Origin of the sequence: Actinophytocola algeriensis (assembly GCF_014203735.1) — a bacterium.
GTDB lineage: Bacteria > Actinomycetota > Actinomycetes > Mycobacteriales > Pseudonocardiaceae > Actinophytocola > Actinophytocola algeriensis.
The window spans coordinates 1030535-1055526 of the sequence record NZ_JACHJQ010000003.1; the positions used below are offsets into that span (position 1 = coordinate 1030535).

General features: G+C 70.9%; 27 protein-coding genes and 1 tRNA gene. 15 read left to right on the top strand and 13 right to left on the bottom strand.

Annotation, left to right across the window (positions count from 1 at the left end):
• Positions 1–2: 2 nt before the first annotated feature.
• Entirely contained in the window at positions 3–494 is a 492-nt protein-coding gene (locus FHR82_RS17240; RefSeq protein ID WP_075129788.1) for a CarD family transcriptional regulator, read from the bottom strand.
• Positions 495–792: 298 nt separating this feature from the next.
• Between FHR82_RS17240 and FHR82_RS17245 the strand changes: the two genes are divergently transcribed.
• Together FHR82_RS17245 and radA are read left to right on the top strand one after the other, a co-directional pair.
• On the top strand, positions 793–1515 hold the full coding sequence (locus tag FHR82_RS17245) for a hypothetical protein (RefSeq protein ID WP_184811376.1): 723 nt from the start codon (positions 793–795) through the stop codon (positions 1513–1515).
• 46 nt (positions 1516–1561) lie between these two features.
• Entirely contained in the window at positions 1562–2944 is a 1383-nt protein-coding gene (gene radA, locus FHR82_RS17250; RefSeq protein ID WP_311771123.1) for a DNA repair protein RadA, read from the top strand.
• Between the two features lie 41 nt (positions 2945–2985).
• Here radA and FHR82_RS17255 read toward each other — a convergent pair whose 3' ends face one another.
• The 5 genes from FHR82_RS17255 to FHR82_RS17275 all read right to left on the bottom strand — a co-directional run bounded on the left by FHR82_RS17255 (position 2986) and on the right by FHR82_RS17275 (position 9495).
• The gene (locus FHR82_RS17255; protein ID WP_225944040.1) at positions 2986–4071 is read right to left on the bottom strand and encodes a CU044_5270 family protein; all 1086 of its coding nucleotides are present in this window, start codon (positions 4069–4071) and stop codon (positions 2986–2988) included.
• The gene (locus tag FHR82_RS17260; RefSeq protein ID WP_184811377.1) at positions 4064–4675 is read right to left on the bottom strand and encodes an RNA polymerase sigma factor; all 612 of its coding nucleotides are present in this window, start codon (positions 4673–4675) and stop codon (positions 4064–4066) included. The genes FHR82_RS17255 and FHR82_RS17260 overlap by 8 nt, the downstream gene beginning before the upstream one ends.
• A gap of 165 nt (positions 4676–4840) precedes the next feature.
• Positions 4841–7369 carry a trehalose-phosphatase gene (gene otsB, locus FHR82_RS17265; RefSeq protein WP_184811378.1) on the bottom strand — a complete coding sequence of 843 codons (2529 nt, stop codon included), beginning with the start codon at positions 7367–7369 and terminating at the stop codon, positions 4841–4843.
• A gap of 134 nt (positions 7370–7503) precedes the next feature.
• Positions 7504–8970: an alpha,alpha-trehalose-phosphate synthase (UDP-forming) gene (locus tag FHR82_RS17270; RefSeq protein ID WP_311771124.1), complete on the bottom strand. Its 1467-nt coding sequence runs from the start codon at positions 8968–8970 to the stop codon at positions 7504–7506.
• Between the two features lie 102 nt (positions 8971–9072).
• The gene (locus tag FHR82_RS17275; RefSeq protein WP_184811379.1) at positions 9073–9495 is read right to left on the bottom strand and encodes an OsmC family protein; all 423 of its coding nucleotides are present in this window, start codon (positions 9493–9495) and stop codon (positions 9073–9075) included.
• An 87-nt stretch (positions 9496–9582) separates the two neighbouring features.
• On the opposite strand from FHR82_RS17275, the gene FHR82_RS17280 reads away from it, so the two are divergent.
• From FHR82_RS17280 to FHR82_RS17295, 4 genes are all read left to right on the top strand, one after another.
• A complete protein-coding gene (locus FHR82_RS17280; protein ID WP_184811380.1) occupies positions 9583–11016 on the top strand; it encodes a threonine/serine exporter family protein in 1434 nt (477 codons plus the stop codon).
• A 39-nt stretch (positions 11017–11055) separates the two neighbouring features.
• Positions 11056–11128: transfer RNA gene (locus tag FHR82_RS17285), tRNA-Thr, on the top strand.
• A 422-nt stretch (positions 11129–11550) separates the two neighbouring features.
• Entirely contained in the window at positions 11551–11916 is a 366-nt protein-coding gene (locus tag FHR82_RS17290) for a YciI family protein (protein WP_184811381.1), read from the top strand.
• A 21-nt stretch (positions 11917–11937) separates the two neighbouring features.
• The gene (locus FHR82_RS17295) at positions 11938–13125 is read left to right on the top strand and encodes an RNA polymerase sigma factor (RefSeq protein WP_184811382.1); all 1188 of its coding nucleotides are present in this window, start codon (positions 11938–11940) and stop codon (positions 13123–13125) included.
• A 60-nt stretch (positions 13126–13185) separates the two neighbouring features.
• Here the strand turns inward: FHR82_RS17295 and FHR82_RS17300 are convergent, their stop codons facing one another.
• Positions 13186–13995: a class I SAM-dependent methyltransferase gene (locus FHR82_RS17300; protein ID WP_184811383.1), complete on the bottom strand. Its 810-nt coding sequence runs from the start codon at positions 13993–13995 to the stop codon at positions 13186–13188.
• A 165-nt stretch (positions 13996–14160) separates the two neighbouring features.
• Between FHR82_RS17300 and FHR82_RS17305 the strand changes: the two genes are divergently transcribed.
• Positions 14161–15411, top strand: a complete 1251-nt coding sequence (locus FHR82_RS17305) for a cytochrome P450 (protein ID WP_184811384.1) — start codon at positions 14161–14163, stop codon at positions 15409–15411.
• Positions 15412–15698: 287 nt separating this feature from the next.
• On the opposite strand, the gene FHR82_RS17310 is transcribed toward FHR82_RS17305, so the two are convergent.
• Positions 15699–16052: an ArsR/SmtB family transcription factor gene (locus FHR82_RS17310; protein ID WP_184811385.1), complete on the bottom strand. Its 354-nt coding sequence runs from the start codon at positions 16050–16052 to the stop codon at positions 15699–15701.
• Positions 16053–16094: 42 nt separating this feature from the next.
• On the opposite strand from FHR82_RS17310, the gene FHR82_RS17315 reads away from it, so the two are divergent.
• Positions 16095–16574: a metallophosphoesterase family protein gene (locus FHR82_RS17315; RefSeq protein WP_311771125.1), complete on the top strand. Its 480-nt coding sequence runs from the start codon at positions 16095–16097 to the stop codon at positions 16572–16574.
• A 30-nt stretch (positions 16575–16604) separates the two neighbouring features.
• On the opposite strand, the gene FHR82_RS17320 is transcribed toward FHR82_RS17315, so the two are convergent.
• On the bottom strand, positions 16605–16988 hold the full coding sequence (locus FHR82_RS17320; protein WP_184811386.1) for an SSI family serine proteinase inhibitor: 384 nt from the start codon (positions 16986–16988) through the stop codon (positions 16605–16607).
• Positions 16989–17088: 100 nt separating this feature from the next.
• On the opposite strand from FHR82_RS17320, the gene FHR82_RS17325 reads away from it, so the two are divergent.
• The gene (locus tag FHR82_RS17325) at positions 17089–17586 is read left to right on the top strand and encodes a GNAT family N-acetyltransferase (RefSeq protein ID WP_184811387.1); all 498 of its coding nucleotides are present in this window, start codon (positions 17089–17091) and stop codon (positions 17584–17586) included.
• Positions 17583–18020 carry an RpiB/LacA/LacB family sugar-phosphate isomerase gene (locus tag FHR82_RS17330; RefSeq protein ID WP_184811388.1) on the top strand — a complete coding sequence of 146 codons (438 nt, stop codon included), beginning with the start codon at positions 17583–17585 and terminating at the stop codon, positions 18018–18020. Before FHR82_RS17325 ends, FHR82_RS17330 begins: the two co-directional genes overlap by 4 nt.
• 27 nt (positions 18021–18047) lie before the next feature.
• Here the strand turns inward: FHR82_RS17330 and FHR82_RS17335 are convergent, their stop codons facing one another.
• On the bottom strand, positions 18048–18635 hold the full coding sequence (locus FHR82_RS17335; protein WP_184811389.1) for a DJ-1/PfpI family protein: 588 nt from the start codon (positions 18633–18635) through the stop codon (positions 18048–18050).
• Between the two features lie 4 nt (positions 18636–18639).
• Complete coding sequence (locus tag FHR82_RS17340; protein ID WP_184811390.1) at positions 18640–19203, bottom strand: TetR/AcrR family transcriptional regulator; 564 nt, start codon at positions 19201–19203, stop codon at positions 18640–18642.
• Positions 19204–19240: 37 nt separating this feature from the next.
• Here FHR82_RS17340 and FHR82_RS17345 point away from each other — a divergent pair, with 37 nt between their 5' ends.
• From FHR82_RS17345 to FHR82_RS17355, 3 genes are read left to right on the top strand one after another with little or no spacing between them, the layout of a single operon-like run.
• Positions 19241–20182: a DMT family transporter gene (locus FHR82_RS17345; protein ID WP_184811391.1), complete on the top strand. Its 942-nt coding sequence runs from the start codon at positions 19241–19243 to the stop codon at positions 20180–20182.
• A complete protein-coding gene (locus tag FHR82_RS17350) occupies positions 20101–20868 on the top strand; it encodes a 2-keto-4-pentenoate hydratase (RefSeq protein ID WP_184811392.1) in 768 nt (255 codons plus the stop codon). Before FHR82_RS17345 ends, FHR82_RS17350 begins: the two co-directional genes overlap by 82 nt.
• On the top strand, positions 20865–21284 hold the full coding sequence (locus FHR82_RS17355) for a hypothetical protein (RefSeq protein ID WP_184811393.1): 420 nt from the start codon (positions 20865–20867) through the stop codon (positions 21282–21284). The genes FHR82_RS17350 and FHR82_RS17355 overlap by 4 nt, the downstream gene beginning before the upstream one ends.
• Here FHR82_RS17355 and FHR82_RS17360 read toward each other — a convergent pair.
• The gene (locus FHR82_RS17360) at positions 21281–21724 is read right to left on the bottom strand and encodes a nuclear transport factor 2 family protein (RefSeq protein WP_184811394.1); all 444 of its coding nucleotides are present in this window, start codon (positions 21722–21724) and stop codon (positions 21281–21283) included. The two genes, FHR82_RS17355 and FHR82_RS17360, sit on opposite strands and share 4 nt — an antisense overlap.
• A gap of 58 nt (positions 21725–21782) precedes the next feature.
• On the opposite strand from FHR82_RS17360, the gene FHR82_RS17365 reads away from it, so the two are divergent.
• Positions 21783–22310: a TetR/AcrR family transcriptional regulator gene (locus FHR82_RS17365; protein WP_221463812.1), complete on the top strand. Its 528-nt coding sequence runs from the start codon at positions 21783–21785 to the stop codon at positions 22308–22310.
• Here the strand turns inward: FHR82_RS17365 and FHR82_RS17370 are convergent.
• Positions 22299–22691 carry a pyridoxamine 5'-phosphate oxidase family protein gene (locus FHR82_RS17370; protein WP_184811395.1) on the bottom strand — a complete coding sequence of 131 codons (393 nt, stop codon included), beginning with the start codon at positions 22689–22691 and terminating at the stop codon, positions 22299–22301. The genes FHR82_RS17365 and FHR82_RS17370 overlap by 12 nt on opposite strands.
• Positions 22692–23104: 413 nt before the next feature.
• Here FHR82_RS17370 and FHR82_RS17375 point away from each other — a divergent pair, with 413 nt between their 5' ends.
• A complete protein-coding gene (locus FHR82_RS17375; RefSeq protein WP_225944042.1) occupies positions 23105–24673 on the top strand; it encodes a sensor histidine kinase in 1569 nt (522 codons plus the stop codon).
• Positions 24674–24992: the final 319 nt, after the last annotated feature.

Below are 24992 nucleotides of genomic sequence, written 5' to 3' on the forward strand. Positions count from 1 at the left end.
GCTCAGACCGAAGCCGTGGCGAGGACCTCGTCGAGGATGACCTCGGCCTTGCCCTCGTCGGTGCCCTCGGCCAGCGCAAGCTCACTGACCAGGATCTGCCGCGCCTTGGCTAGCATGCGCTTCTCTCCGGCGGACAACCCGCGATCCTTCTCGCGCCGCCAGAGGTCGCGCACCACTTCGGCCACCTTGTTCACATCGCCGGAGGCGAGCTTCTCGAGGTTGGCCTTGTACCTCCTGGACCAGTTGGTCGGCTCCTCGGTGTGAGGAGCACGCAGGACATCGAAGACGCGGTTGAGGCCCTCCTGGCCGACAACGTCCCGAACGCCCACGATCTCGGCGTTGTCCGCGGGGACGCGTACGGTGAGGTCACCCTGCGCGACCTTGAGCACGAGGTACTTCTTTTCCTCGCCCTTGATCACACGGGTCTCGATTGCTTCGATGAGTGCGGCACCGTGGTGCGGGTAGACGACGGTCTCTCCGACCTTGAAAACCATGTGTCCTCTGCCCCTTTCGCTGACTCCATCTTAACACGAGCCAGGCTGGACCCGTAACGGACCCGGAATCGGTTACCGCAGGTCAGCGGCCACGTGCGGGCGGGCCCCGGGGTTGACAAATCTCACGGCCCCGTGCTCGCCGGGAGAAGTCGAATAACGATCACCAGCAATTCCGCGCCGTCCGAAGTTGTCCGAATTGGACGGTGTGAACACGCGGGCACGACCACTCGGACGAGGTGGTGAGCGGTCCCGCTACCCTTTCGCGTGAGGTAGGCAAGCCCGAGGAAGGACCCGCGCGATGGTGAGCCGTCAGAACACCCGACCGCTGCGCAAGCTCGTGCCCGCGGTGGCGATCGGTGTCAGTGCGCTGCTCGGGATCGTCGGCTGTTCCGCCGGGCAGGTCGCCCAGACCGCCGAGATGGAGCCGGCGGTGAACGGCAACAGCGGCCAGGTCGGCACGATCGCGCTGCGCAACGTCCAGTTGGCGTTCCCGGAGAGCGGCGAGCCGTACCAGGCCGGTGAGGACGCCCCGCTGCTGCTCTCGATCGTCAACTCCGGTGGCGAGAACGACGAGCTGGTGGGCGTGACGAGCCCGGCAGGCGAGGTCGAGCTGATCGGCAACCCGGCCATCCCGGCGGGTACCTCGCTGCAGGTCGTGCTGCCGGACGAGAACACCTCGGCCTCCGCGACCTCGACGACCGAGTCCTCAGAGTCCTCCGAGACCTCCGGTTCGGAAACGCCGTCCGGCGGCGAGGAGCCCACGGGTTCGGAGGCGCCGTCCGGTTCCGAGTCGGCCTCGGCCACCTCGACCGAGTCGCCCGCCGACACCGAGGCCGTCGCGCCGCCGGTGGTCGGGACCATGAGCCTGGTGATCACCGGGCTGTCCGCGGACCTGCCGTACGGCAAGAACGTGCCGGTGACCTTCGAGTTCGCCAACGCGGGCAAGATCACCATCCAGCTGCCCATCGGCGCGCCCGCCACTCCGCGGCCGGAAGCCGAGGTCGTCGAAGAAGGGCACTGAGGGGTCGCTCCACGTCTTTGTCGGTGGCTGCCTCTAGGTTGGCCGCGTGGCGAAGAACGTGCGATCGAAACCCGGCTGGCGCTGCGCTGAGTGCGGCAACGAGTCGGCCAAGTGGTACGGCCGTTGTCCCGAGTGCCAGGCGTGGGGCACCTTGGAAGAGGTCGGGGTCCCCAAGGCCGCGCTGGCCAAGATCGTGGCGGGTGCGCCGAGCGCACCAGCGCGGCCGATCGGCGAGGTGGACGTCGAGGCGGCCAGGGCCAGGCAGACCGGGGTGCCGGAGCTGGACCGCGTCCTCGGCGGCGGCCTGGTGCCGGGCGCGGTGGTGCTGCTGGCCGGTGAGCCGGGTGTGGGCAAGTCCACGCTCCTGCTCGAGGTCGCGTACCGCTGGGCCGCGCGCGACGGGTCCTCGTCGCCCGCGCTGTACGTGACGGGTGAGGAGTCGGCCGGGCAGGTGCGGCTGCGGGCCGAGCGCACCGGCAACGTGCACGACGCCATGTACCTCGCGGCCGAGAGCGACGTCTCGGCGATCCTCACGCACGTGGACCAGGTGGACCCCGGGCTGCTGGTGGTCGACTCGGTCCAGACGTTGTCCACGACCGCCGTCGAGGGCACGGCCGGCGGGGTCACGCAGGTCCGCACCGTGACGGCGGCGCTGGTCGCGCTGGCCAAGGAACGTGGGCTGCCGGTGGTGCTGGTCGGGCACGTCACCAAGGACGGGTCGATCGCCGGGCCGCGCGTCCTGGAGCACCTCGTGGACGTGGTGCTGCACTTCGAAGGCGACCGGCACTCCACGCTGCGGCTGGTGCGCGGGGTGAAGAACCGGTTCGGGCCCGCCGACGAGGTGGGCTGCTTCGAGCTGGTCGACGACGGGATCCGCGGGGTCGCCGACCCGTCCGGGCTGTTCCTCAACAAACGCGAGATGGGGGTGCCGGGAACGGCGGTCACCGTCGCGGTCGAGGGGAAGCGGCCGCTGGTCGGCGAGGTGCAGGCGCTCGTGTCGCGGTCGGCGCTGCCCACGCCCCGGCGTGCCGTGTCCGGGCTGGACTCGGCCCGGGTGGCGATGGCGCTGGCCGTGCTGGAGCGGCGCGGCGGGATCCGGTTGTCGGATCAGGACGTGTTCGTGGCGACCGTCGGCGGGATGCGGATCAAGGAGCCGGTCGCTGACCTTGCCCTGATTCTGGCGGTGGCCTCCGCCGTCAGCGGGCGGCCGTTGCCGCCGGACCTGGTGGTGCTGGGGGAGGTCGGGCTCGCCGGGGAGGTGCGGCGGGTACACGGGGTCAAGTCGCGGCTGGCCGAGGCGGCTCGGTTGGGGTTCGTGAAGGCGCTGATCCCGCCGGACTGTGAGGTGCCGGACGGGGTTCGGGCGCGGGTCTGCCCTGATCTCGGGACCGCGCTGGACATCATGGAGGCCGTGTCGGCTGGTAAGTGAGGCGGCGTTCGCCCAGTTCGGCCGCCGCCTCGTCGCAGCTCCTACGGACGCACACCCATGGCGGGCACAACCGCGGTCATGACCGACGTGTACTGCGTGACCGTCCCCGCCGGGATGTCGCCGAGGTCCTCCTCCGTCACCTTGCGTTCGCCGATGAACTGGCCGGTCTCCGGGTCGACGATCACGTCGTGGCGCCTGCCCTTCGCGCTGATGCCGTACGCCGTGCCCTCGACGCCGTCCAGGTTCGCCACCTGTTCGGTGATCTCCAGGTTCGGCACCTTCGCCAGCGCCCGGTACAGCGCGGCCCGGAGGTCGGCGGGGACCTGGCCGGTGCGGAGCAGGTCCGCCACGTACACGACCATCTCCAGGTCCGGGTCCTGCCCACGGCCCTCAGTGTCGTCGCGGAGCCGGTCGTACAGGGCCTGGGTGTCACGTGGCAGGGACGCCAGGAACTCCTCGTCCGGGATCTGCCAGCTGCCCTGCGTCTCGCACGGCTCGCGGCCTTCCTCCTCCGCGAACCAGTCGCCGCACGGGGCCCGCCACTCGCCTTCCGGCCAGCCCGCCTCGTCGATCGGGAAGCCCGCCTTCCGCGCCTCCTCCTCGGAGCCGGCCACCCACTTGCGGGCACCCGTGACGTCCCTGCGCCACAGCCAGTCCTGCTTCTCGTCGGCCGGGACCCACGTCTCCAGGAGGTTCTCCGCCAGGTACGAGTACTCGTCCATCGACGCCATCCACCACGCGTGCGTGGCGATGTAGCGGTACTGGCCCGGCGCGAGCGGCTCGTCCACCGTGCTCGCCTTCGCCGCCGCCCAGTTCAGCTGCTCGGCCGCCGCCGCGCTCGGCATGCTGTCGTCGAACTGCACGGTCTGCACCACCAGCACGCTCGCCACCACCGCCGCGACCGTGCCTGCCGACGCGGCCCACCACGCCCACCGGCGGCGCCTCGGCGCCGGTGCGGGTTCCGGGTCCGGGGCCGGGGCCGGTTCGCGGCTACCCGCCGCCACCAGCAACTCCGCCTTCGCACGGCGGACGACCCGGTCGTCCACGTCCTCCACGGGCCGGAGAGCGGCCAGCGCCCGGTCCAGTTCTTCCTCCGACCACATGTCGCGCACGTTGTCCTCAGGCATCGCCGTCCTCCTCCCGTGTCTCCCCAGCCGTCACTGTCTTCGGGGCGTTCGCCCGCAACCACTTGCGGACCCGGTGCAGCCGCGAGCGCACGGTCCCGACCGGGATGTCGAGCGCGTCGGCCACCTCGATCGAGTCGAGGCCGGCCCACGAGGTGAGGAGCAGCACGTCGCGGTCGCCGTCGGCCAGCTCCGCCAGCGCACCGGCCAGGCGCGCGGCCATGGCGGCCGCGTCGAGGCGGTCCGCCACCCGGGACTCGTGGCTCGCTTCCTGCCCGGGGGCGTGCCCCGCCGACCGCGCGGTGGCCTGCAGCGCCCGCACCTCCTGGCGGACCTGCCTGCGCAGCAGGTTCGTGGCGATGCCGTACAGCCACGAGCGCACCGCACCCCGTCTGGGGTCGTAGCTGTGCCGCTGGTTCAGCGCGACGAGGAACGTCTCGCTGACCAGGTCGTGCGCGGTCTCCTGGCCGACGCGACGTGCGAGGTAGCGGTGCAGCGGGCGCGCGTAGGCGTCGAACAGCCTGCCGAACTCCACCGCCGGCTCGGGTCCGCCCAGGTACGGGCGGTCCTTGTCCGCGGGCAGTGGCTCGTCGGCCTGCCGTGTCATCGTCCTCACATCACGTGTTGCCCGATGACTCAGACAGCGTTCACGGTTCGCTTCGCTCCTCCGCTACCCGCCGTCTTCCCTCCTCGCGTGCTCGGCGCTCGTTCCTCACGCCTGCGCGCGCTCGTCAGTCCAGACGGCGGACGCTCCGTCGCTCTCGCTCACGGTTCATTCAGAGAGCAGCTGCGCGCACCTGATCAGGCCCAGGTGCGAGTACGCCTGCGGGTGGTTGCCCAGCGAGCGCTCCGCGATCGGGTCGTACTCCTCCGGCAGCAGGCCGGTGGGGCCCGCGGCGTCGACGATCTGCGCGAACAGGTCCTCCGCCTCGGTGCGCCTGCCGGTCAGCAGGTACGCCTCGATCATCCACGCGGCACAGAGGTGGAAGCCGCCCTCGTCGCCAGGCAGGCCGTCGTCGCGGTGGTAGCGGTACACCGTGGAGCCGCTGCGCAGCTCCGCCTCGGTCGCCGTCACCGTCGCGTGGAACCGCTCGTCGGACGGGTCCATCAGGCCGACCATGCCGATCAGCAGGGTCGCCGCGTCCAGGTCGGTGCCGTCGTAGGCGGTGGTGAACGAGCGGACCTCGTCGTTCCAGCCGTTGGTCAGCACGTCGTTCGCGATCTCGTCGCGCAGGCCCGGCCAGCTCGGCTCGATCTCCCGGCCGTACGCCTCCGCGAGCTTGATGGCCCGGTCGATCGTCAGCCAGCACATGACCTTCGAGTACACGTGGTGGCGCGGCCGGTGCCGCTCCTCCCAGATCCCGTGGTCCGGCTCGTGCCAGCGGCGCGCCACGGCCTCGGCCATCGCGCCCACCATGCGCCAGTCGTCGTCGGTGAGCTTGCCGCGCGCCTCGGACAGCGCCGCGACCAGGTCCACGACCGGGCCGAACACGTCCAGCTGCACCTGCTGGTTCGCGAGGTTGCCGACGCGGACCGGCCGCGAGCCCGCGTACCCGGGCAGCGTGTCGATCACGGCCTCGGCGGGCAGCGTGGTCCCGGCGATCGTGTACAGCGGGTGCAGCAGCTCGGGCCCGGGCAGCGTGGCGAGCACGCCGTGCAGCCAGCCGAGGAACTTCTCCGCCTCGTTGATCGAGCCGACGGAGACCAGCGCCTTGGCGGTCATGGCGCCGTCGCGGAGCCAGCAGTAGCGGTAGTCCCAGTTGCGGATGCCGCCGATCTCCTCCGGCAGCGACGTGGTCGCCGCGGCCATGATCGCGCCGGTCTCGTTGTGGCACAGGCCGCGCAGCGTCAGCGCGGACCGGGCCACCAGGTCCTTCTCCACCGGCGGCAGCGTCAGGCCGTCCAGCCACTCGGACCAGTACGCGGCCGCGCGGGCGGCCCGCTCGGTCTCCGGCACCTCGTGCGGATCCAGGTCGTTCGTACCGCAACGAAGCTCGAGCACGATCGGCGCTTCGGCGGTCGGCGTGACCACCGCGCGGGCCGTGTCGTGCATGCCGTCGGACGTGATCTCCCAGGTGACACCGGGTGCGCGCAGCGAGACCGGGTCGGACGTGCCCAGCACCCGCAGGCCGTCGGCCGACGGGATCAGCCGCACCTGCACCTGCGCGAACTCCGGCCGCGGCGCGAACTCGACCACCGCGGCGGCGGTGCCGGAGATGACGCGCACCAGGTCTGTGCGGTGCGCGTAGACGTAGTGGTCGAGGTAGTCGGTGACCAGCAGACCCGACCAGCGGGTCTCGACGGTCATCGTGCCCGGCAGGTAGCGCTGCCCGAGCGGCAGGCCGCCGCGCTCCGGGTTGATCGAGAAGTTCCCCGCGTTCGGGCCGCCGAGCAGGTCGGCGAACACCGCGGCCGAGTCCGGCTCGGGGTGGCACAGCCAGGTCAGGCGGGCGTCCGGGGTGAGCAGCGCGACCGAGCGCTCGCTCGCGAGCATCGTCAGCCGCTCGATCGGTGGCGCCTGCTCGCCGTAGAGCCAGTTGCGGCGCTCCTCCAGCAGGAACGCGAGCACCATGCCGACCTGCACCGGGTCGTTGATGCGGAAACCGGCGAGGGTGTCGCCGTCGCCGACCTTCACCCCGAGGTCCGGACCGGACAGGCGGGCGAACGCCTTCTCGTCGGTCACGTCGTCGCCGACGAACACCGCGGCGGTCGCGCCGACCTGGTGGCGCAGCGTGTCGAGCGCGCCGCCCTTGTCGGTCTGCACGACCGCCAGCTCGATGACGGCCTTGCCCTCGGTGACCTGCACACCATCCCAGGTGCAGGGCCCCTGGCGGACCTGTTCGTTGACCTGGTCGGCCACGCCGGTCTCGGCGCGGCGGGTGTGCACGGCGATGCTGGCCGGCTTGATCTCCAGCTGGACACCGGCGGTGCCGTCGATGATCCGCTCCAGTGCGGTCTCCAGGCGGCGGTGCAGTGCTTTGGCCTGGTCGTCCAGCGCGTGGACGAACCCGATGTCGAACTCCGACCCGTGGCTGCCGACCAGGTGGACCTCGGCGGGCAGGCGGGACAGTGTCGCGAGGTCGCGCAGCGCGCGCCCGGAGATCACGGCGGTGGTGGTCTCGTGCAGACCCGCGAGCGAGCGCAGCGCCCCGACCGACTCGGTCATGGGGCGGGCCTCGTCGGGGTTCTCCACGATGGGCGCGAGGGTGCCGTCGTAGTCGCAGGCCACCAGGAGACGCGGCGTGCGCGCGATCTGGACGACGGCCCGGCGCAGCTCGGCAGGCAGAGCTTCAGCGGTCATGGTCACGGTGGTCGTCGACTCTCCGGCGAAAGGGTTGTGTGCTTGTCGCGTCAGGCTTGCAGACGGCGGCAGAGCCGAACTGTATCGCCCGTCTGTGAGAGCGATCCCCTCGTGTCCTGAGGTGGCCTTTCCCGCTAGATGATCTGTTCCGGTGTCGGCTGCAGTGCGTCCAGGAACGACCTGGCCCAGCGGTCGACGTCGTGGGTGAGCACCTGCCTGCGCAGGGCCCGCATCCGGCGCCTGCCCTCGGCCGGGTCGAGCTCCAGTGCCGACTCCATGGCGTTCTTCACCCCGTCCAGGTCGTGCGGGTTCACGAGGAACGCGCTGGTCAGCTCGGACGCGGCACCCGCGAACTCGCTCAGCACGAGCGCGCCGCCCAGGTCGTGGCGGCAGGCCACGTACTCCTTGCAGACCAGGTTCATGCCGTCTCGCACCGGTGTGACGAGCATGACGTCGGCCGCGGAGAAGAACGCGGCCAGCTCCTTGCGGTCGATCGACTGGTGCAGGTAGTGCACGACGGGGTGGCCGACGCGGGCGAACTCGCCGTTGATGCGGCTGACCACCTGCTCGATCTCGCCACGCATCCGCTGGTAGTGCTCGACCCGCTCCCGGCTGGGGGTGGCGAGCTGCACCATCACGACCTCGGACGGGTCGATGCGGCCCTCGGCGAGCAGCTCCTGCAGCGCGTACAGGCGGACGTCGATGCCCTTGGTGTAGTCCAGCCGGTCCACGCCCAGGATGATCTTGCGCGGGTTGCCGAGGTCGGCCCGGATCTGGCGGGCCCGCTGGATGACCTCACGGCTGCGGGCCGTGGCGTCGAGGCCGGACGCGTCGATGGAGATCGGGAACGCGCCGACGCGCACCGACCGGTCACCGACCTGGACCACACCGGGCCGGGTGCGGACACCGACCGCGCCGCGGCTGGGTTCGAGGCCGATGAGGCGCCGGGCGAGCCACAGGTAGTTCTGCGCGCCGCCGGGCCGGTGGAAGCCGACGAGGTCCGCGCCGAGCAGGCCGCGGATGATCTCCGCGCGCCACGGCAGCTGCATGAACAGCTCGGTGGGCGGGAACGGGATGTGCAGGAAGAAGCCGATCCGCAGGTCGGGGCGCTGTTCGCGGAGCATCGACGGCACGAGCTGCAGCTGGTAGTCCTGCACCCACACGGTCGCACCGTCCGCGGCGATCTTGGCGGTCTCGTCCGCGAATCTTCGGTTCACCTTGACGTAGCTGTCCCACCACGCTCGGTCGAACACCGGGGTGGCGACCACGTCGTGGTACAGCGGCCACAGCGTGCCGTTCGAGAAGCCCTCGTAGTAGTCGCGCACCTCTTCCGCCGAGAGCCGCACGGGGTGCAGCGAGATGCCGTCGTCGGAGAACTTGTCGGCCTCGACGTCCGGCACGCCGGGCCACCCGACCCACGCGCCGCTGTTGCGCTGGAGGAAGGGCGCGAGCGCGCTCACCAGCCCGCCGGGGCTGTGTTTCCACCGTTCCGTGCCGTCCGGCAGCCGTTCCAGGTCGACCGGCAACCGGTTGGCCACGACGATGAAATCGGCCCCGCCACTGTTGGTGATCCCAGTGCTGTCAGTGCTGTCACTGCTCACGCCGAGCGTGCCTCCCTCGAAACGCGTCGGTCTTCGAGGTTAGCCCGCATCGTGCCGGTGTGGGTGATGAGAAGTGCGCGGTCACACAGGGTTTTCCACCGATCAGACGATCGTCGTGTGCACCTGCTCGCCGCTTTCGACCGTGCGGCTTACCGTGCACAGCTTGTCGTGCGACAGCTTCACCGTGCGTGGCAGCACCTTCCGGGCCTCGTCACCCTCCGGACCAGCGGGGAAACGGACGTCGAACGTCACGGACAGGTTCGTCATCCGGTTGCCCTGCTCGGGATCGGAGACCTTGTCGCCACTGACGGTGACCGTGAACCCCTCCGGTTCCGCCCTCCTGCTGGTGACCGTGTCCGTGTCGATCGCCGTGCACGCGCCGATCGCGGCGAGCAGCAGCTCCACCGGCGTGAACGCGGTGCCGTCCTTGCCGCCGACGGGCAGCGTGCCGCCCCGCGTGTTGTGGACCACGTACTCACCGGTCGAGACGCGCTCGATCCGCACCGACCTGAAGGTGTCCGTCATGTCGCCACGGTAGTGGTGCACGCCACGCGCGCTTCGCCTAACGGCGGCCCCGAGCAGTTCGATACGCCCCGGGATAGCGTGGAAACGATGTGGGAGGTGAGAGCGGCGGTGTGGCGGAACAGGTCCGCGCGGACACGGGAACTCAGCAGGTGGGAACGGCTGGAGAGCCCTGTCGGCGGAGTTCAGGGACCCGCGCTCCCCTCGGAATCCGCTGTCCACTTCGTACTGGATCTCGCGTTGCGGATCGGCGAGGTGCAGATGTCGTCCGGCGCGGGCGCCTCCGACGCGACGGCCACGATCATCGCGGTCACCAACGCCTACGGCATGCCGCACTGCGAGGTCGACGTGATCTTCACGTCGATCACCGTCGCCTGCCACCGCGGTGTCGACCTGCCACCCGTCACCTCACTGCGCGTGGTCCGCTCCCGCAGCCTCGACTACACGCGCCTCGCGCTGGTCGAGCGGCTGGTCCGGGACATCACCCTCGGTCGCGTCACCGCCCGGGACGCCCACACCGAACTGGACCGGATCACGAACGCACCGCACCCGTACCCGCGCTGGCTGGCCACGGCGGCCTACGCGGGCATGGCGGCCGCCATCTCGGTCCTCATCGGCGGCGACGCCCTCGTCGCCCTGTTCGCGGCGATCATCACCGCCGTCATCGACCGGATCGGCAGGCTGCTGAACAAGCGGGCACTGCCGTTCTTCTTCCAGCAGATGGTCGGCGGCGCACTGGCCACCGGCTGCGCCGTCGGCATCGTCGCGTCGGGCGTGCTGCCGGACTCGGTCCGCCCGACACTCATGGTCGCCGCGGCCATCACCGTGCTCCTGTCCGGGCTGTCGTTCGTGTCGACCGTGCAGGACGCCATCACCGGCTACAACGTCACCGCCGCCGGCCGCACGGTCGAGGTGTCGCTCATGACGGCGGGCCTGATCGCGGGCGTCGTCATCGCGCTGAACCTCGCCGTGCACCTGGGCCTGCCGTCGGTACCGCTGGCCGAGCCGCTGCCGCCGTCGCTCGTGCGGCTGCCGCTCCAGACCCTGGCGGGCGCCGCGGCGGCGGCCTTGTTCGCACTGGCCAGCTACGCGACGCCACGTGCCGTGGTGGTGGCCGGGGTCGCGGGCGCCGCGGGGGCCATCGGATACAGCGGGCTCGTCCTCGCAGGTGTCGGCTCCATCGCCGCGTCCGCCGCGGCCGCGACCGTGATCGGCTTCTCGGGCGGCGTCATCTCCCGGCGGCTGCGGATCCCGCCACTGGTCATCGCGGTGGCCGGGATGGTGCCGCTGCTGCCCGGCCTCACCATCTACCGCGCGCTGTTCGAACTGGCCGTCGAACGCAGCAACTCCGGACTGTCGACACTGATGGTGGCGACGTCGATCGCGTTGGCGCTGGCAGCGGGGGTCGTGCTGGGCGAATACCTGGCACAGCCGGTCAGGTACGGCCTCGGCAGGCTGGAGCGGCGCATCTCCGGCCCGCGGCTGGCCGGACCTCTTCGCCCCACGAAGCGCCGCCTCGAGTGACCGTGTCCTAGGATTGGTGCGGCCGCTGACACGGCCACCGCCGGTGTAGCTCAATTGGCAGAGCACTCGCCTTGTAAGCGAAAGGTTCCGGGTTCGAGTCCCGCCACCGGCTCAACGCCGGCGACGCATGCTCGCGGAACGCGTTCGCCATCGCGTTTCGCGTCATGTTGGGGGGCCGAGCCCCCCCAAACCCCCCACGGTGCGGGTGGTTCCCGACCCAGCGTCGGCACCTCCCTGGCTGCGTGCCCCCACACCACACCCGAGGCTGCAGGCAGACGACCTCACAGAGTCCTTGCCAAACCAGCTCCGTTGCCAACCCCCTGCCATCCCGGAGACCTGCCTCTCCGGCGAGGAGGCCCGTCCGGCGAGGACAACACCCCTCGGGCGGAACCTCCGGCGAGGACAGTCCCTGCGTGAGCTGTCGTGCGAAACGGCCTAAGTTTTCTTGCGGGGGGATGTCGAGAACGTCGAGGCGGCTCCGACTTCCTGTCGAAACGCGGCCCGGACGGGCGCCCGACACGCAAGGAGCACACCATGAAGTACCTGCTCATCATGCAGATCAACCCCGCCGTTCTCGACGCGCTCACCGAGGAGGAGCGCACGGCGATCGGAGAAGGCCACGGCGAGCTGATGAAGACCATCCAGGAGTCCGGCGAGTTCATCCTCACCCAGGCGCTCGCCGACCCCGCCAACTCGAAGGTCGTCCGCGGCGGTGACGTGCCCGCCGTGACCGACGGGCCGTTCCTCGAGGCCAAGGAGTTCATGGGCGGCTTCTACCTGATCGACTGCGAGAGCGAGGAGCGCGCGGTCGAGATCGCGAAGCTCATCCCCGACACCAAGATCAAGGGCCTCGCCATCGAGATCCGGCCGGTGATGTTCTCGGCGGGCGCGGACATCTGAGAGAGCTTGCGGAGCGATCCGATGACACAGCGCGAGATCGAGGAGCTGCTCCGGGGCCTCGCGCCGCGGGTTCTCGCCACGCTCGTCCGCAGGCACGGCCAGTTCGACGCGTGCGAGGACGCCGTCCAGGAGGCGCTCCTCGCCGCGTCGGTCCAGTGGCCCGAGCAGGGGATACCCGCCGAGCCTGCCGGGTGGCTGGTCACCGTCGCCGGGCGGCGGCTCACCGACCAGTGGCGCAGCGAGGCGGCGCGGCGGCAGCGCGAGCTGGCCGTCTCCGTCGAGCCCGTGCCGGACGACGACCTGAACCGGCACGTCGACGACACGCTCAAGCTGCTGTTCCTGTGCTGCCACCCGGAGCTGTCCGCGCCCTCGCAGGTCGCGCTCACGCTGCGGGCCGTCGGCGGCCTCACCACCGCGGAGATCGCGAACGCGTTCTTCGTGCCGGAAGCGACGTTGGCGCAGCGCATCAGCCGCGCCAAGCAGAAGATCAAGGACAAGGGCTTCCCAGACGGCCCGGAACGGCTGCCCGCCGTGCTGCACGTCCTGTACCTGATCTTCAACGAGGGCTACAGCACGACGTCCGGCCCCGACCTGCAGCGGGTCGCGCTGACCGAGGAGGCGATCCGGCTGACCCGCGAGGTCTGCCGGATCGTGCCCGGCGACGGCGAGCTGACCGGGCTGCTGGCGTTGATGCTGCTCACCGACGCCCGCCGGGCCACCCGCACGTCGCCGGACGGTGCGCTGGTGCCGCTCGAGGAGCAGGACCGCGGCCGCTGGGACCAGGGGCGGATCAGGGAAGGCGTCACGCTGGTCACCGAGGCACTGGCGAGGTCGGAACCCGGCCCGTACCTGCTGCAGGCCGCGATCGCCGCCATCCACGACGAGGCACCCAGCACCGAGGAGACGGACTGGCGCCAGATCCTCGTCCTGTACAAGCTGCTCGACCGGATGGCGCCGAACCCGATGGTCACGCTGAACCGCGCGATCGCCACCGCGATGGTGCACGGTCCGAGGGCGGGGCTGGACCTGCTGGCGTCGCTGGACGAGGACAAGCGGGTCGCGGGCCACTACCGGCTCGACGCGGTCCGCGCGCACCTGCTCGACCTCGCCGGTGAGCACGAGCAGGCCCGCGAGCACTACCGGCGGGCGGCGAAACGCACGTTCAGCATCCCCGAGCGGGACTACTTGCTGCGGAAAACCTCAGGGTAAATCGGGGGTCTCCCTCATTACGCCGCCCCGGCGATCTCTCTACCGTCGTGGGCATGGTGATCAGAACCGGTACCGCAGCAGCTTCCCCATCTTCCGCAGCACCGGGATCCGCAGTGACCCGCGGTAGAACACGCGCTGGAGCGTGGGCAGGTACCGCCAGTCCTCCTCGGGGACGAAACCGTCGGCGTACTGGACCGACACCAGCGTCAGCCCGACCTCCTCCAGTTCCTCCGGGTCGATGCCCCACCGCAGGGTGGCCTTCGCGCGGCGCACCACGGAGTTCGTCTTCTGCAGGCGGATGCCGAGCTTGCTGTACGCGTCGGTGAACACCTCGCCGGACGGGAAGCGCTCCACGACGCTCCGGAACAGTGCGCGCCCGGCGCCGGGGTCGAGGTACATGGTCAGGCCCTCGGCCACCACCAGCGTCGGCCGGTCGGCGGGCACCTGCTCGAGCCAGGCGGTGTCGGTCACCGACGCGGGTATCATGGTCGTGTTCGCACGTCCGGGGTAGACCTGCCCGCGCAGGTCGATGACGTCCGGGAAGTCGACGTCGTACCAGCGCACCGTCGGTGGCGGGTCGAGCCGGTACACGCGGCTGTCCATGCCCGCACCGAGGTGCAGGACGGTGCACTCCTCGTGGGCGGCGATGAACTCGCGGACAACCCGGTCGAACACCTTGCCTCGCGACGCGATCCCGAACGCCTCGGCCGGACCGATCTTGAACTTGCCGAAGTCGTAGTCGATGCGGCGCACCGCGTCCTCGGCGGTCGGGTCGCCAAGCACCGGGTGCTCCGCCCGGGCGTCCAGTGCACGCCCGTACAACGTGGCGAGGTTCGTCGACTGGTCCTCGGTGAAGCGCACCCCGGACATCAAGATCTCCATACGTCAGAAGATTTACAACTTTGTGAAATCGTACGCCGGGTGACGGTTCGTTTACCAGTCGGGCCGTGCCGTCCGGCCGCTCACCTGGGCGGCTACGCTCGCGGGCGTACTGAGTTAGGGGGTTTCGCTGTGGTGAGCATGCGCTCGAGGATCATGGCTTGGGCGACGCGCTGGTACCTCGCGCGGCAGTCAAAAAAGGGCTTCGACCTGTCGAAAATGGCGCTGCTGCCGGACAGCGCGCTGATGCCGCTGAGGCGCGACGGCCTGGACCCGGTGCCCGAGCTGCGGGAGGCGCGCGAGGCGGCACCGGTGAGCAAGCTGCCGATCCCGTTCGGCGTGAACGTGTGGTTGGTCACGGGGTACGAGGAGGCCAAGACCGTCCTCGGCGACGCCAAGAGCTACAGCAACGACTTCGCCAACCTCGTCGGCGAGCACGGCGCGTCGGCGAGCCACAGCCCAGGCGGCCTCGGCTTCGCGGACCCGCCGGAGCACACGCGGCTGCGCAAGCTGCTGACCCCGGAGTTCACGATGCGCCGCCTGTCCCGGCTGACCCCGGGCATCAAGGCGATCATCGACCAGCAACTGGACGGCATGGCCGCCTCCGACGACCCGGTCGACCTGGTCTCGCACTTCGCGCTCCCGATCCCGAGCCTGGTGATCTGCGAACTGCTGGGCGTCCCGTACGACGACCGTGACGACTTCCAGCGCCTGTCGATGGCCCGCTTCGACCTCTTCAGCGGCGCCACGGCGTCCCTGGGCGCGATCTCGGAGTCGCTCGCGTACCTGACCGAGGTGGTGAAGAAACAACGCGCTGAACCGGGCGACGGCCTACTGGGCATGCTGATCAAGGAACACGGCGACGAGATCAGCGACCAGGAGCTGGCCGGCCTGGCCGACGGCGTACTGACCGGCGGCTTCGAGACCACGGCGAGCATGCTCGCGCTCGGCGCACTGGTACTGCTGAAGGACAGGGACACGTTCAACCGGATCCACGACGACGACACGGCGATCCACGGCTTCGTCGAAGAGGTACTGCGCCACCTGACGGTCGTCCAGGTCGCCTTCCCGAGGTTCGCCCGCGCGGACGTCGAGGTGGGCGGCGAACAGATCAACAAGGGTGACGTGGTCATCGTCTCCCTCGCAGCCGCAGACCGAGACCCGGCCCTTGGCGAAAACCTCGACACGGTCGACCCCCACCGCGCGCCGACATCGCACCTGGCGTTCGGGTATGGAGTCCACCGTTGCATCGGCGCGGAACTGGCTCGGATGGAACTGCGTGCGGCCTATCCGGCGCTGGTCCGTCGCTTCCCGAACCTCCGCCTGGCCACCCCGGCGGACGAGCTGAACTACCGCAAGGTCTCGATCGTCTACGGCGTGGAAACACTGCCGGTGCTGACCGACTGACTCCTGCCCGGCTCGGGCTGGCTGCTTTCGGTGGCGGGCGGACGGGTTGGCCTCCGCGGATGGGCCGGGCTGGGGAGGGCCAGCCAGGGGAGTGCGGTTCCGGTTCCGGGAGGCCGGTCCGGTTCGGGAGGTCAGGCTCGTGCTCGGCCCCCGTTGGGGACCGGGTGCGTCGCCCCGTTCGGGGAGCGGCCATGGCCTCGCCTCCGGTGCGGGGTACGGCCTCGCGAAGTCGCGTAGTCCCTGGTCGGAGCTGGTCGCGGGACGACGGCATCGCCCGGCCACGCGGGTCAGTCGGTGGGGTCGGGTTCGGCGGCCAGGCGGCGTTCCCGTTTGCCCCGGGCCAGTTCGGTCGCCAGGGCGTTGAGGTGCGGGGTCCAGAAGCGGCGGAAGTTGGCAAGCCACTCGTCGGCCTCCCGCAACGGCTCCGGGGAGACCGCGTACAGGCGGCGGGTCCCTTCCGCGCGGACGCGGGCGAAGCCGTTCTCCCGGAGGACCTTCAGGTGTTGGGACACCGCGGGCTGGGTAATGCCGAACTCGTCCTGGACGACCGAGGACACCTCGCCAGCGGCCCGTTCACCGTCGGCGAGTAGTTCCAGGATCCTTCGGCGGACCGGGTCGCCTAGGACGTCGAAGGCATGCACCCCGTCATCGTATATAAGGAACCAGTGAAATTGAGAGTCGTCGTGCTGGCTGACACCCACGCCCCGCGTCGCTGGAAGGGGTGCCCGCCCGCCGTGGCGGAGCACCTCGCGCACGCCGACGTCATCCTGCACGCCGGTGACGTGTGCGTCCCGAGCGTCCTCGACGAACTGGCCGCGTTCGCCCCGGTGCACGTCGTCGCGGGTAACAACGACGGGCCGGACGTCGTCGCGTGGGGTGCGCCGGAGACCCTCGAACTGGACCTGGCCGGCCTGAAGGTCGCCATGATCCACGACAGCGGCCAGGCCGACGGCCGTCCCGCTCGTATGCGCCGCCGCTTTCCCGACGCTGACCTGGTCGTGTTCGGGCACTCCCACATCCCGATGGACGTCACCGGCGCCGGCCTGCGCATCTTCAACCCCGGCTCACCGACCGACCGCCGCCGCCAGCCACAGGGCACCATCGGCCTGCTCGACATCGAGGACGGTCACCTGCTGGACGCCCGCATCGTCCCGGTCACCTGAGACCACCCGGCAACACCGCTTGACCACCCGTCAGAAGCGGAAGACCGAGCCGGTTGCCGCGCGAAGTGTGCAGTCGTTGCCGAACTCGTGGCGCCAGTCCGCCGGGTTGCCGTGCCACGTGCCGCGTGCCTCGGCGGTCAGCGGGCGGTACTCCATGGTGCAGCTCGCCGATGGCTGGTGGTCCGCGAGCTTGTCGAAATCCCCTTGTGCCATATGGAGTTCCACGCACGCGGACTTGGCGTTCGGGTGGGACCCGCCGGGTGGGTCGCACTCCAGTTCCACGACTTCCTCCACCCCGTCCGGCGACGAGAGGGTGAGCGTCAACGACGTGGAGGTGCTCGCGCTGGCGACGCCGGTTACCGCGAACGGCAAGGCGGCGGCCAGCAGCGCGCCACCGATCCGGGTGAGGTTCATGACCCCACACTGGACGTCCTCGTCCCGTACCGGAAAGCCAACTCGTGGGTAACGCCCAATCGTGTGGACCCCGGCTCCCGGACGTCTCTAGCCTGGCGCCATGGAGATCAGGGACGCGGTACCGGAGGACTGGCCGAGGATCTGGCCGTTCCTGCGGGACATCGTGCGCGCGGGGGAGACCTACACCTGGCCGACCGACGTCACCGAAGACGTGGCGCGGGCCATGTGGATGGCACACGCGTTGCCGTACCGGACCGTCGTGGCGGTCGAGAGCGGCGGCGACGTGATGGGCACGGCGAAGATGGGCCCCAACCACCTCGGCCCCGGCTCGCACATCGCGAACGCCAGCTTCATGGTGAACCCGGACCACGGCGGCAAGGGCGTCGGCCGGGCGCTCGGCCAGTACGTCCTGGACCAGGCCCGCGCCGACGGTTTCCGCGCCATGCAGTTCAACGCGGTCGTCTCGACCAACGCGGTCGCGGTGAAACTGTGGCAGTCACTGGGTTTCGACATCATCGCGACGCTGCCGGAGGGCTACCTGCACGCGAAGGAGGGCTACGTGGGTTTGCACATCATGTTCCGTAGCCTCGTGGCATGAGAATCGCCGTCGCCGCGGACGAGTTGGTCGGGGTCGCCGAGGCCGTCGTCGAGGAGCTGCGCAGCAGGGGTCACGAGCCGCTGCCGCACGGCGCGCTGAACCCCGGCGAGCGCGCCGACTGGGCGTGGTCGAGCGAGGCCGCCGCCCGCGCGGTCGCCGACGGCCACGCTGACCAGGCGATCGTCTGCTGCTGGACCGGTACCGGCGCGTCGATCGCCGCGAACAAGGTGCCCGGTGTGCGGGCCGCCCTGTGCGCGGACGCGGAGACCGCCCGCGGCGCACGCAAGTGGAACGACGCGAACGTGCTCGCGCTGTCGCTGCGCCTGACCAGCGCGCCGTTGCTCACCGAGATCCTCGACGGCTGGTTCGCGGGCGAACCCAGCGAGGACGCCGGCGACCGGGCGAACATCACACACGTCGACGAGATCAGCTAGGCCGGGTCAGGCGGATGGTGTACGCGCTCACACCGGCGGTTGTGGGTCGTACTGGATGCCGCGCCGCACTGCGCGTGCCCGATCGGGGCCCGCGAACCGGGACACCAGGTGCAGCGCCATGTCGATGCCCGCTGAGATCCCGGCCGAGGTGACCACGTCGCCGTCGTCGACGAACCGGTCGTCGCGGCGCACGTCGATCGTCGGGTCGAGCTCGGTCAGCCGGTCGAGCGAGGCCCAGTGCGTGGTCGCGGGCCGGCCCGCCAGCAGTCCGGCCTTCGCGAACACGAGCGAGCCCGTGCACACGCTCGCCAGCAGCGGGACCTTCGCGCGCTGATCGCGGACCCACGCGACCTCGGCCTCGTCGTCGACCCGCATCCTGGCTCCCTTGCCGCCCGGGTACAGCAGCACGTCGAGCGTGGGCACGGTGTCGTCCGAGTGGTCCGGGACGACCCGCAAACCCTTGGCGCAGCGGACAGTCGCGCCGTCATGGGAGAAGGTGGTCACCGCCCAGCCGTCGTCCGGGGACCGCGCGCACCACCAGGCGAGCACCTCCCATGGGCCGATCGCGTCCAGTTCCTCGACGTCGTCGAACAGGAGAATGCCGATGGTCGCCACGGGTTCATCCTGCCGTGGCGAGCAACTCCCGCGCCGCCGACTTCGCGTTGGCCACCGCGTCCTCCTGCCCGCCGGAGGTCAGCGCGACGATCGCGCCCTCGTGCAGCAGGTGCAGGTAGGCGCCCAGTGCCACGGGCAGTCCCGCGTCGCGGACGAGGTCCTCGTACCGCTCGCGCATCCACTTCTTCTCGGCGTGGATCACGGGCACACCGGGGTGGTCGCCGCGGCCGATCTCCGCGTTGGCGTTGACGAACGCGCACCCGCACGTGTTGGCGGCGAGCCATTCCCCGAGCACGTCGAACGCGGCCAGCACCCGCTCCGGACCCGGCTCGACCGCGGCCAGCCGCTCGTCCACGAACGCCCGCCACCGCTCGAACCGCGTCTGCAGGTACAGCGCGACCAGGTTGTCCTTCGAGCCGAACCGGTCGTAGAGCGTCTTCTTCGTGGTGCCTGCCCGCTCCGCGATGAGATCGACGCCCACCGCGTGGATGCCGCGGTGGTAGAACAGCTCGCTCGCGGTCGCGAGCAGGCGTTTCCCGGCTGGTGTCATCGGACGCGTCGACAGCATACTGACAGTATACCGACCTGTATGTTTACCTGTCGGCATGAGACATACCGCGGCCGCTGCGGCCGGCCTCGTCGTCATGTGGAGCAGTGGGTTCGTCGGTGCCCGGCTCGGCACCGCCCACGCGGCCGCGGACACGCTCCTGGCCTGGCGTTATGTCGTCGTCGCGGTGCTGGTCGGGCTGGCGCTGGCGGTGCGCCGGCCCCGGCTGACGGGGTTCGAGGTGCGGCGGCAGGCCCTGCTCGGGCTGCTGTGCCAGGCGCTCTACCTCGCGGGTGTGGTGACCGGGGTCGGGCTCGGCGTGCCCGCCGGGATCGCCGCGCTGGTCGCGGTCATGCAGCCGCTGGTCGTCGGCGCGCTGGCGGGGCCGGTGCTCGGGCAGGAGGTGCGGCCGCGGCAGTGGGCTGGGCTGGTGACCGGTCTCGCCGCGGTGGCCGTGGTGGTCGCCGGTGACCTGGACGGCGGCGGGCACGTCCTCGGTTACCTGCTGGTCGTCGGCGGGATGCTCGCGCTGTCGGCCGGCACGCTGCTGGAGCGGCGGTGGGCGCTCGCGACCGCGCCGTTCGACCAGCTCGCCATCCACTGCCTGACGTCGTGCGGGGTGTTCGTGGTGGCCGCGGCGGTCACCGGCAGGCTCGCGCCGCCGATGACGCCGGGGTTCTGGTGGGCGGTGGTGTGGGTGGTCGTCTTGTCGACGTTCGGCGGCTACGGCTGCTACCTGCTCGCGCTCCGCGCGCTCGGTGCGACCGGCGCCAGCACGTTGCTCTTCCTGACGCCACCCACCACGATGGTGTGGGCGCTGTTGATGTTCGGCGACCCGGTCACGTGGACCACGCTGGCCGGGTTGGCAGGCTGTGCGGCGGCCGTGTGGCTGGTACTCGCCCGACCCGGGAAGGTGAGATGGATCCGCTCGTCACGGCACGACAGCTCTACGAGGCGCGGAGGAGCCGGGTTCCCATCCCGCCATTCGGCGAAGGTCTGACCGCCGCTGACGGGTACGCGGTCCAGCAGGAGCTGGTGCGGCTGCTGCTGGCCGACGGCGACCGGGTCGTCGGGCACAAGGTCGGGCTCACGTCCAAGCCCATGCAGCGGCTGATCGGCATGGACTCGCCGGACTACGGCCCGGTGCTGGCGTCGACGGTGTACCCGTCGGGCGCCGAAGTGCCGCTGCGCCGGTACATCCAGCCCAAGATCGAGGCGGAGATCGGCTTCGTGCTCGGCGAACCGCTGCGCGGGCCCGGTGTGAGCCTGCTCGACGCGGCGCGTGCGGTCGCGGGGGTCGCCGCGGCCGTGGAGATCGTGGACTCCCGCATCGAGGACTGGCGGATCGGGCTCGCCGACACCATCGGCGACCTCGCGTCCAACGGCGCGGTCGCGACGTCGGGCCGCCTGGTCGCACTGTCCGATGTGGACGCTCGGATGGTCGGGATGGTGTTGTCCCGCAACGGTTCTGTCATCGACACCGGCGCTGGCGCGGCCGCGCTCGGCGATCCGCTGCTGGTGGTGGCGTGGCTCGCCAACACACTCGGCGAGGTCGGCGTCGGGCTCGAACCGGGGCACCTGATCATGACCGGCGCGCTGCACGCGGCCGTGCCGATGGCGGCTGGTGACGTGTTCCGGGCGGAGTTCGACGTGCTGGGCGCGGTGACGGTACGGGTGGTGGCATGACGGCGGCACGGTTTTCCCCTGGCGCACTGGTGGAAGGTCCCGCCGCGGCGTCGATCGCGTTCGTGCTCGGGTCCGATGTGGACGGTGGAACGGTGTGGGACGTCCTCGCGGCGACGCGGGCGCTGTGCCCGGTGATCGTGACGGGGGACCGGCACGTGCTCGGCAGTCCCGTGCCGGTCCCGCCCGTGGACCTGCGGTTGCTCGGGGTGGTGCTGGAACGCGGTGGTGAGGTGGTCGCGACCGCGGCCGGTGCGGCACAAGGGCATCCGGCGGCCGCGGTCGCCGCGCTCGGGCCGCTGCGGGCGGGTGAGATCGTGGTGACGGGGCCGCTCGCGTCGGTCGGCGAGGTGCGGTCCGGCGACGTGCTGGTCGCGAGTGTCGGCAGGCTGGGCAGTGTCGAGGCCGCTGTGGTTTAGAGGCGCTGTGGTTTAGAGGCGCCGTGGCTTAGAGGCGCCGTGGGTTGGAGGTTGCCGAGCTTCTCGGCCATGAGTGCGGTGTTCTGGTACTCGCGCCAGAGCGTCATGAGCCCGTCGCGCACCTCCATCACGGCGATGAACGGCGCGCTGGCCCGCTCGCCGGTCGGGAGGATCGTGCCTGCCAGCGTGTACTCCACGATGATCTTGTTCGGGTCGGTGGTCTCGTGCACGACCACGTCCCGCATCTCCTCGAACCGCACCGGCAGGGCCTCGCGGCTGCCCCTGGTCTTCTCGAGGAAGGTGTCGCGGCCGACGATGCGGGACGGTCCGCCCGCCGCGAAGGGCTGCTCGATCACCACGTCCGGCGCCCACGGTTCGTGCGTCACCGTGCCGAGGACGTACTCCCGGAACCGGTCGAACACGTCAAGTGCGGTGGTCATGCCTGGCCTCCTAAGATGAGCGTTGACTCCGTTCTACTATCATGAGTGGAGGCTCACTTTGTCAAGCAAGCCGTTGCGGGCGGACGCGCGCCGCAACCGGGCGAAGATCCTCGACGCCGCGGGCGAGGTGTTCGCGGAACGTGGCGTGGCGGCGTCGACCGAGGAGGTCGCCGCCAGGGCCGGGGTCGCGATCGGCACGGTGTTCCGGCACTTCCCGACCAAGCAGGACCTGCTCGGCGCGATCCTGAAGGACCTGCTCGCCGACCTCACCTCGGCAGGCGACACCGACCTGTTCGCGTTCTTCACTCGCGTGGTCACGGCCGCCGCGGAGAAGAAGGTGGTGGTGGAGCTGCTCGCACGGGAGGGCGTCGCGGTCGGCGTCGAGGGTCCGGTCGCGGCGCTCGGCGACACCGTCGACAGACTGCTGGCGGCGGCGCGGGAGGCGGGCGCGGTCCGCGCGGACGTGCGCCTCGACGAGGTGCTCGCGCTGCTGACGGCGACCGCCCAGGGCGCGTTGTGGGGTGGCTGGCCTGCCGACCTGCGGGAGCGGGTGCTGGCCCGGGTCTTCGCGGGGTTAGTCGCCTGACTCGAGCCGGTAGCCGGTGACGATCTCCGGGAAGACGCGGATGACCTCGACGTTCCCGATGTCGACGAGCGGGACGATCATCGACTCGAAGTGCTCGATCTCCTCGGTGTCGACGATCCGCCGGGCCACGCCGGTGACCGTGACGCTCCAGCCGAGCTCGTGCCCGGGGCCCGCGCCGTCGGCCTGGAACGCGACGACCGAGCCCGCGCAGTCGCCGCCGACGTGGCTGCGCACGACGACCATGCCGTTCTCGACCAGGTGCCGGACGGGCACGATCGCGGGCAGTGCGCGGACCGTGTAGACGATCCGGCCGAATGGTGCCTCGCTGAGTAGCCGCAACGACTCCGCGCGGCTCATCTCCGCAAGGCGGGGGTCACCCACGTGCACCTCCTGGCGCCCATCTCAGGGCGTGAGCATCGGCCTCGCGGGCTCGTGGCGCAAGAGCCCAAGCACCTGGACCGGGCAGGGACTTTGGGCTCTGGCGGTGTGGATCCGCTCGCGAGTGCCCGGTCGCGGCGCGCGGACGCGCACCGTCCCAGATGTACACACTGAGTGGTCGTCCGGTGGCCGAGATGGCGGTGGCGGGCCAGGCTTGGGCCCAATCGCCCAGGTGGCCTACCCCGCACGGAGGAGATGAGAAATACAGTGAGTAACAAACGGTCGAATCCGACCGATAGCCCGTTTGCCGATCCAACGGACCAGCCGGGGATGCCATGCCACCTGAGCAGGCGCGCTCATCCGCTCGTGGGTACCAGCCTGACCGGGTACAGCCGGACGGGCGGTCGCTGGACGGCTTGTTCGCGCTCCAGACGAGGCTGACCGAGACCGCGAAGTCGCGTGACCGGCTCCAGGGCCTGCTCGACGCGGTGGTCGCGGTCGGGGCCGGACTGGAGCTCGAGGGCACGCTGAACCGTATCGTGCGCACCGCTGTGGAGCTGGTCGACGCCCGATACGGTGCGCTCGGTGTGGTCGGCCCGGACCAGCAGGAGCTGTTGTCCGAGTTCGTCTACGTCGGCGCCGACGAGGAGCGCGGCCGCGGGGTCGTCATCGAGAACCCGCACCCCATCGAGGAACCGGTCGACGCGGTGCCTCGCCACGTGCTCGGCGAGCCGATCCGCGTGCGGGGAGAGGTGTTCGGCAACCTCTACCTGACCGAGAAACGCGGCGACGACGGCGAGTTCACCGAGGACGACGAGATCGTGCTCAAGGGCCTGGCCGCGGCGGCTGGCGTAGCGGTGGAGAACGCGCGGCTGTTCGAGGAGTCACTGCTGCGCGAACGCTTCATGGCGGCGTCGCGGGAGGTCAACTCACACCTGCTCGGCGGCGGTTCCAGCCAGGACGCGCTGGCGCTGATCGCGTCCCGCGCCTGCGAACTGTCCGCCGCGGACTGCGCGCTGTTGTTGTTGTCCGACGGTGCCCGCGTGGTGGTCCGCGCGGCGGCGGGCGAGGTCGGCCCGGATCTCGTCGGGACTGCCCTGCCGGTGAACGATGCGCTGGTCGCGAGCATGTTCGACATGCAGGGCCCGGAGATGATCGCCGACCTGTCCGGGATCATGCCCGCGACGTGGCGCCTGCCGTTGGGCCCGGCGGTCGCCGTGCCGCTGCGGGCGGGGAACGTGGTGACCGGGGTGCTGCTGGCGATGCGCGCGTCCGGCGGGGCCCGGTTCCCGCGCGAGCACGTGCCGCTGCTGGCGTCGTTCGCCGACCAGGCCGCCTTCGCGCTGGAGCTGGCGGAGAAGCACCGCGCGCAGCGACAGCTCGATGTGCTGGCCGACCGCGACCGGATCGCGGGCGACCTGCACGACCACGTGATCCAGCGCCTGTTCGCGACGGGGATGAGTCTGCAGGGGACCGTCCGCCGGATCACCGACCCGACCGTGCGGCGGCGGGTCAGCCGGGCGGTGGAGCAGCTGGACGAGACGGTCCGCGAGATCCGGACGTCCATCTTCGACCTGCACACCACGGGGACGGACGGTTCGGCCAGCCTCCGGCGGCGGTTGCTGGACATCGTCGAGGAGCTGTCGGCGGACTCGGAGCTGACCCCGTCGGTGCGCATTTCGGGGGCCGTCGACACGCTGGTGCCGGAGGCCCTGGCGGTGCACGCGACGGCGGTGCTCCGCGAGGCGGTGAGCAACGCCATCCGGCACTCGCACGCGGGGTCCATCGTGGTGACGGTGGAGGCGGGGGCGGATCTCATCATCGATGTCGTCGACGACGGGGTCGGGATGCCGCCGGGGATCGCGCGGAGCGGGTTGCTCGGGGTGGAGCGGCGCGCGGGGAAGTGCGGGGGGATGGCCGTGGTGGTGCCCGGGCCTGAGGGCGGGACGCGGTTGACGTGGCGCGCGCCGCTGGATGGGGCGTGAGGGTGGCCGCCGGCCCCCTCCAACCACGCTACCGGAAGGCACCGACATTTCCGTGTGGTCGGTGGCCGGTTGTCCACAGGTGGTTCCGTTGTCCACAGGTGCGCTCTGAGCTGGGCTTTGTTGTCGGTCCCCACACGTAGGCTGGAGATCGGGGGCCGGAGGCCAAGCCCCGCCCCGCGCGGCTTGACGCGGCAGGCGACGGCCACAGACGCTCTCTCGGCGGCTCGGCGGCTCGGCGGCTCGGCGGCTCGGCGGCTCGGCGGCTCGGCGGCTCGGCGGCTCGGCGGCTCGGCGGCTCGGCGGCTCGGCGGCTCGGCGG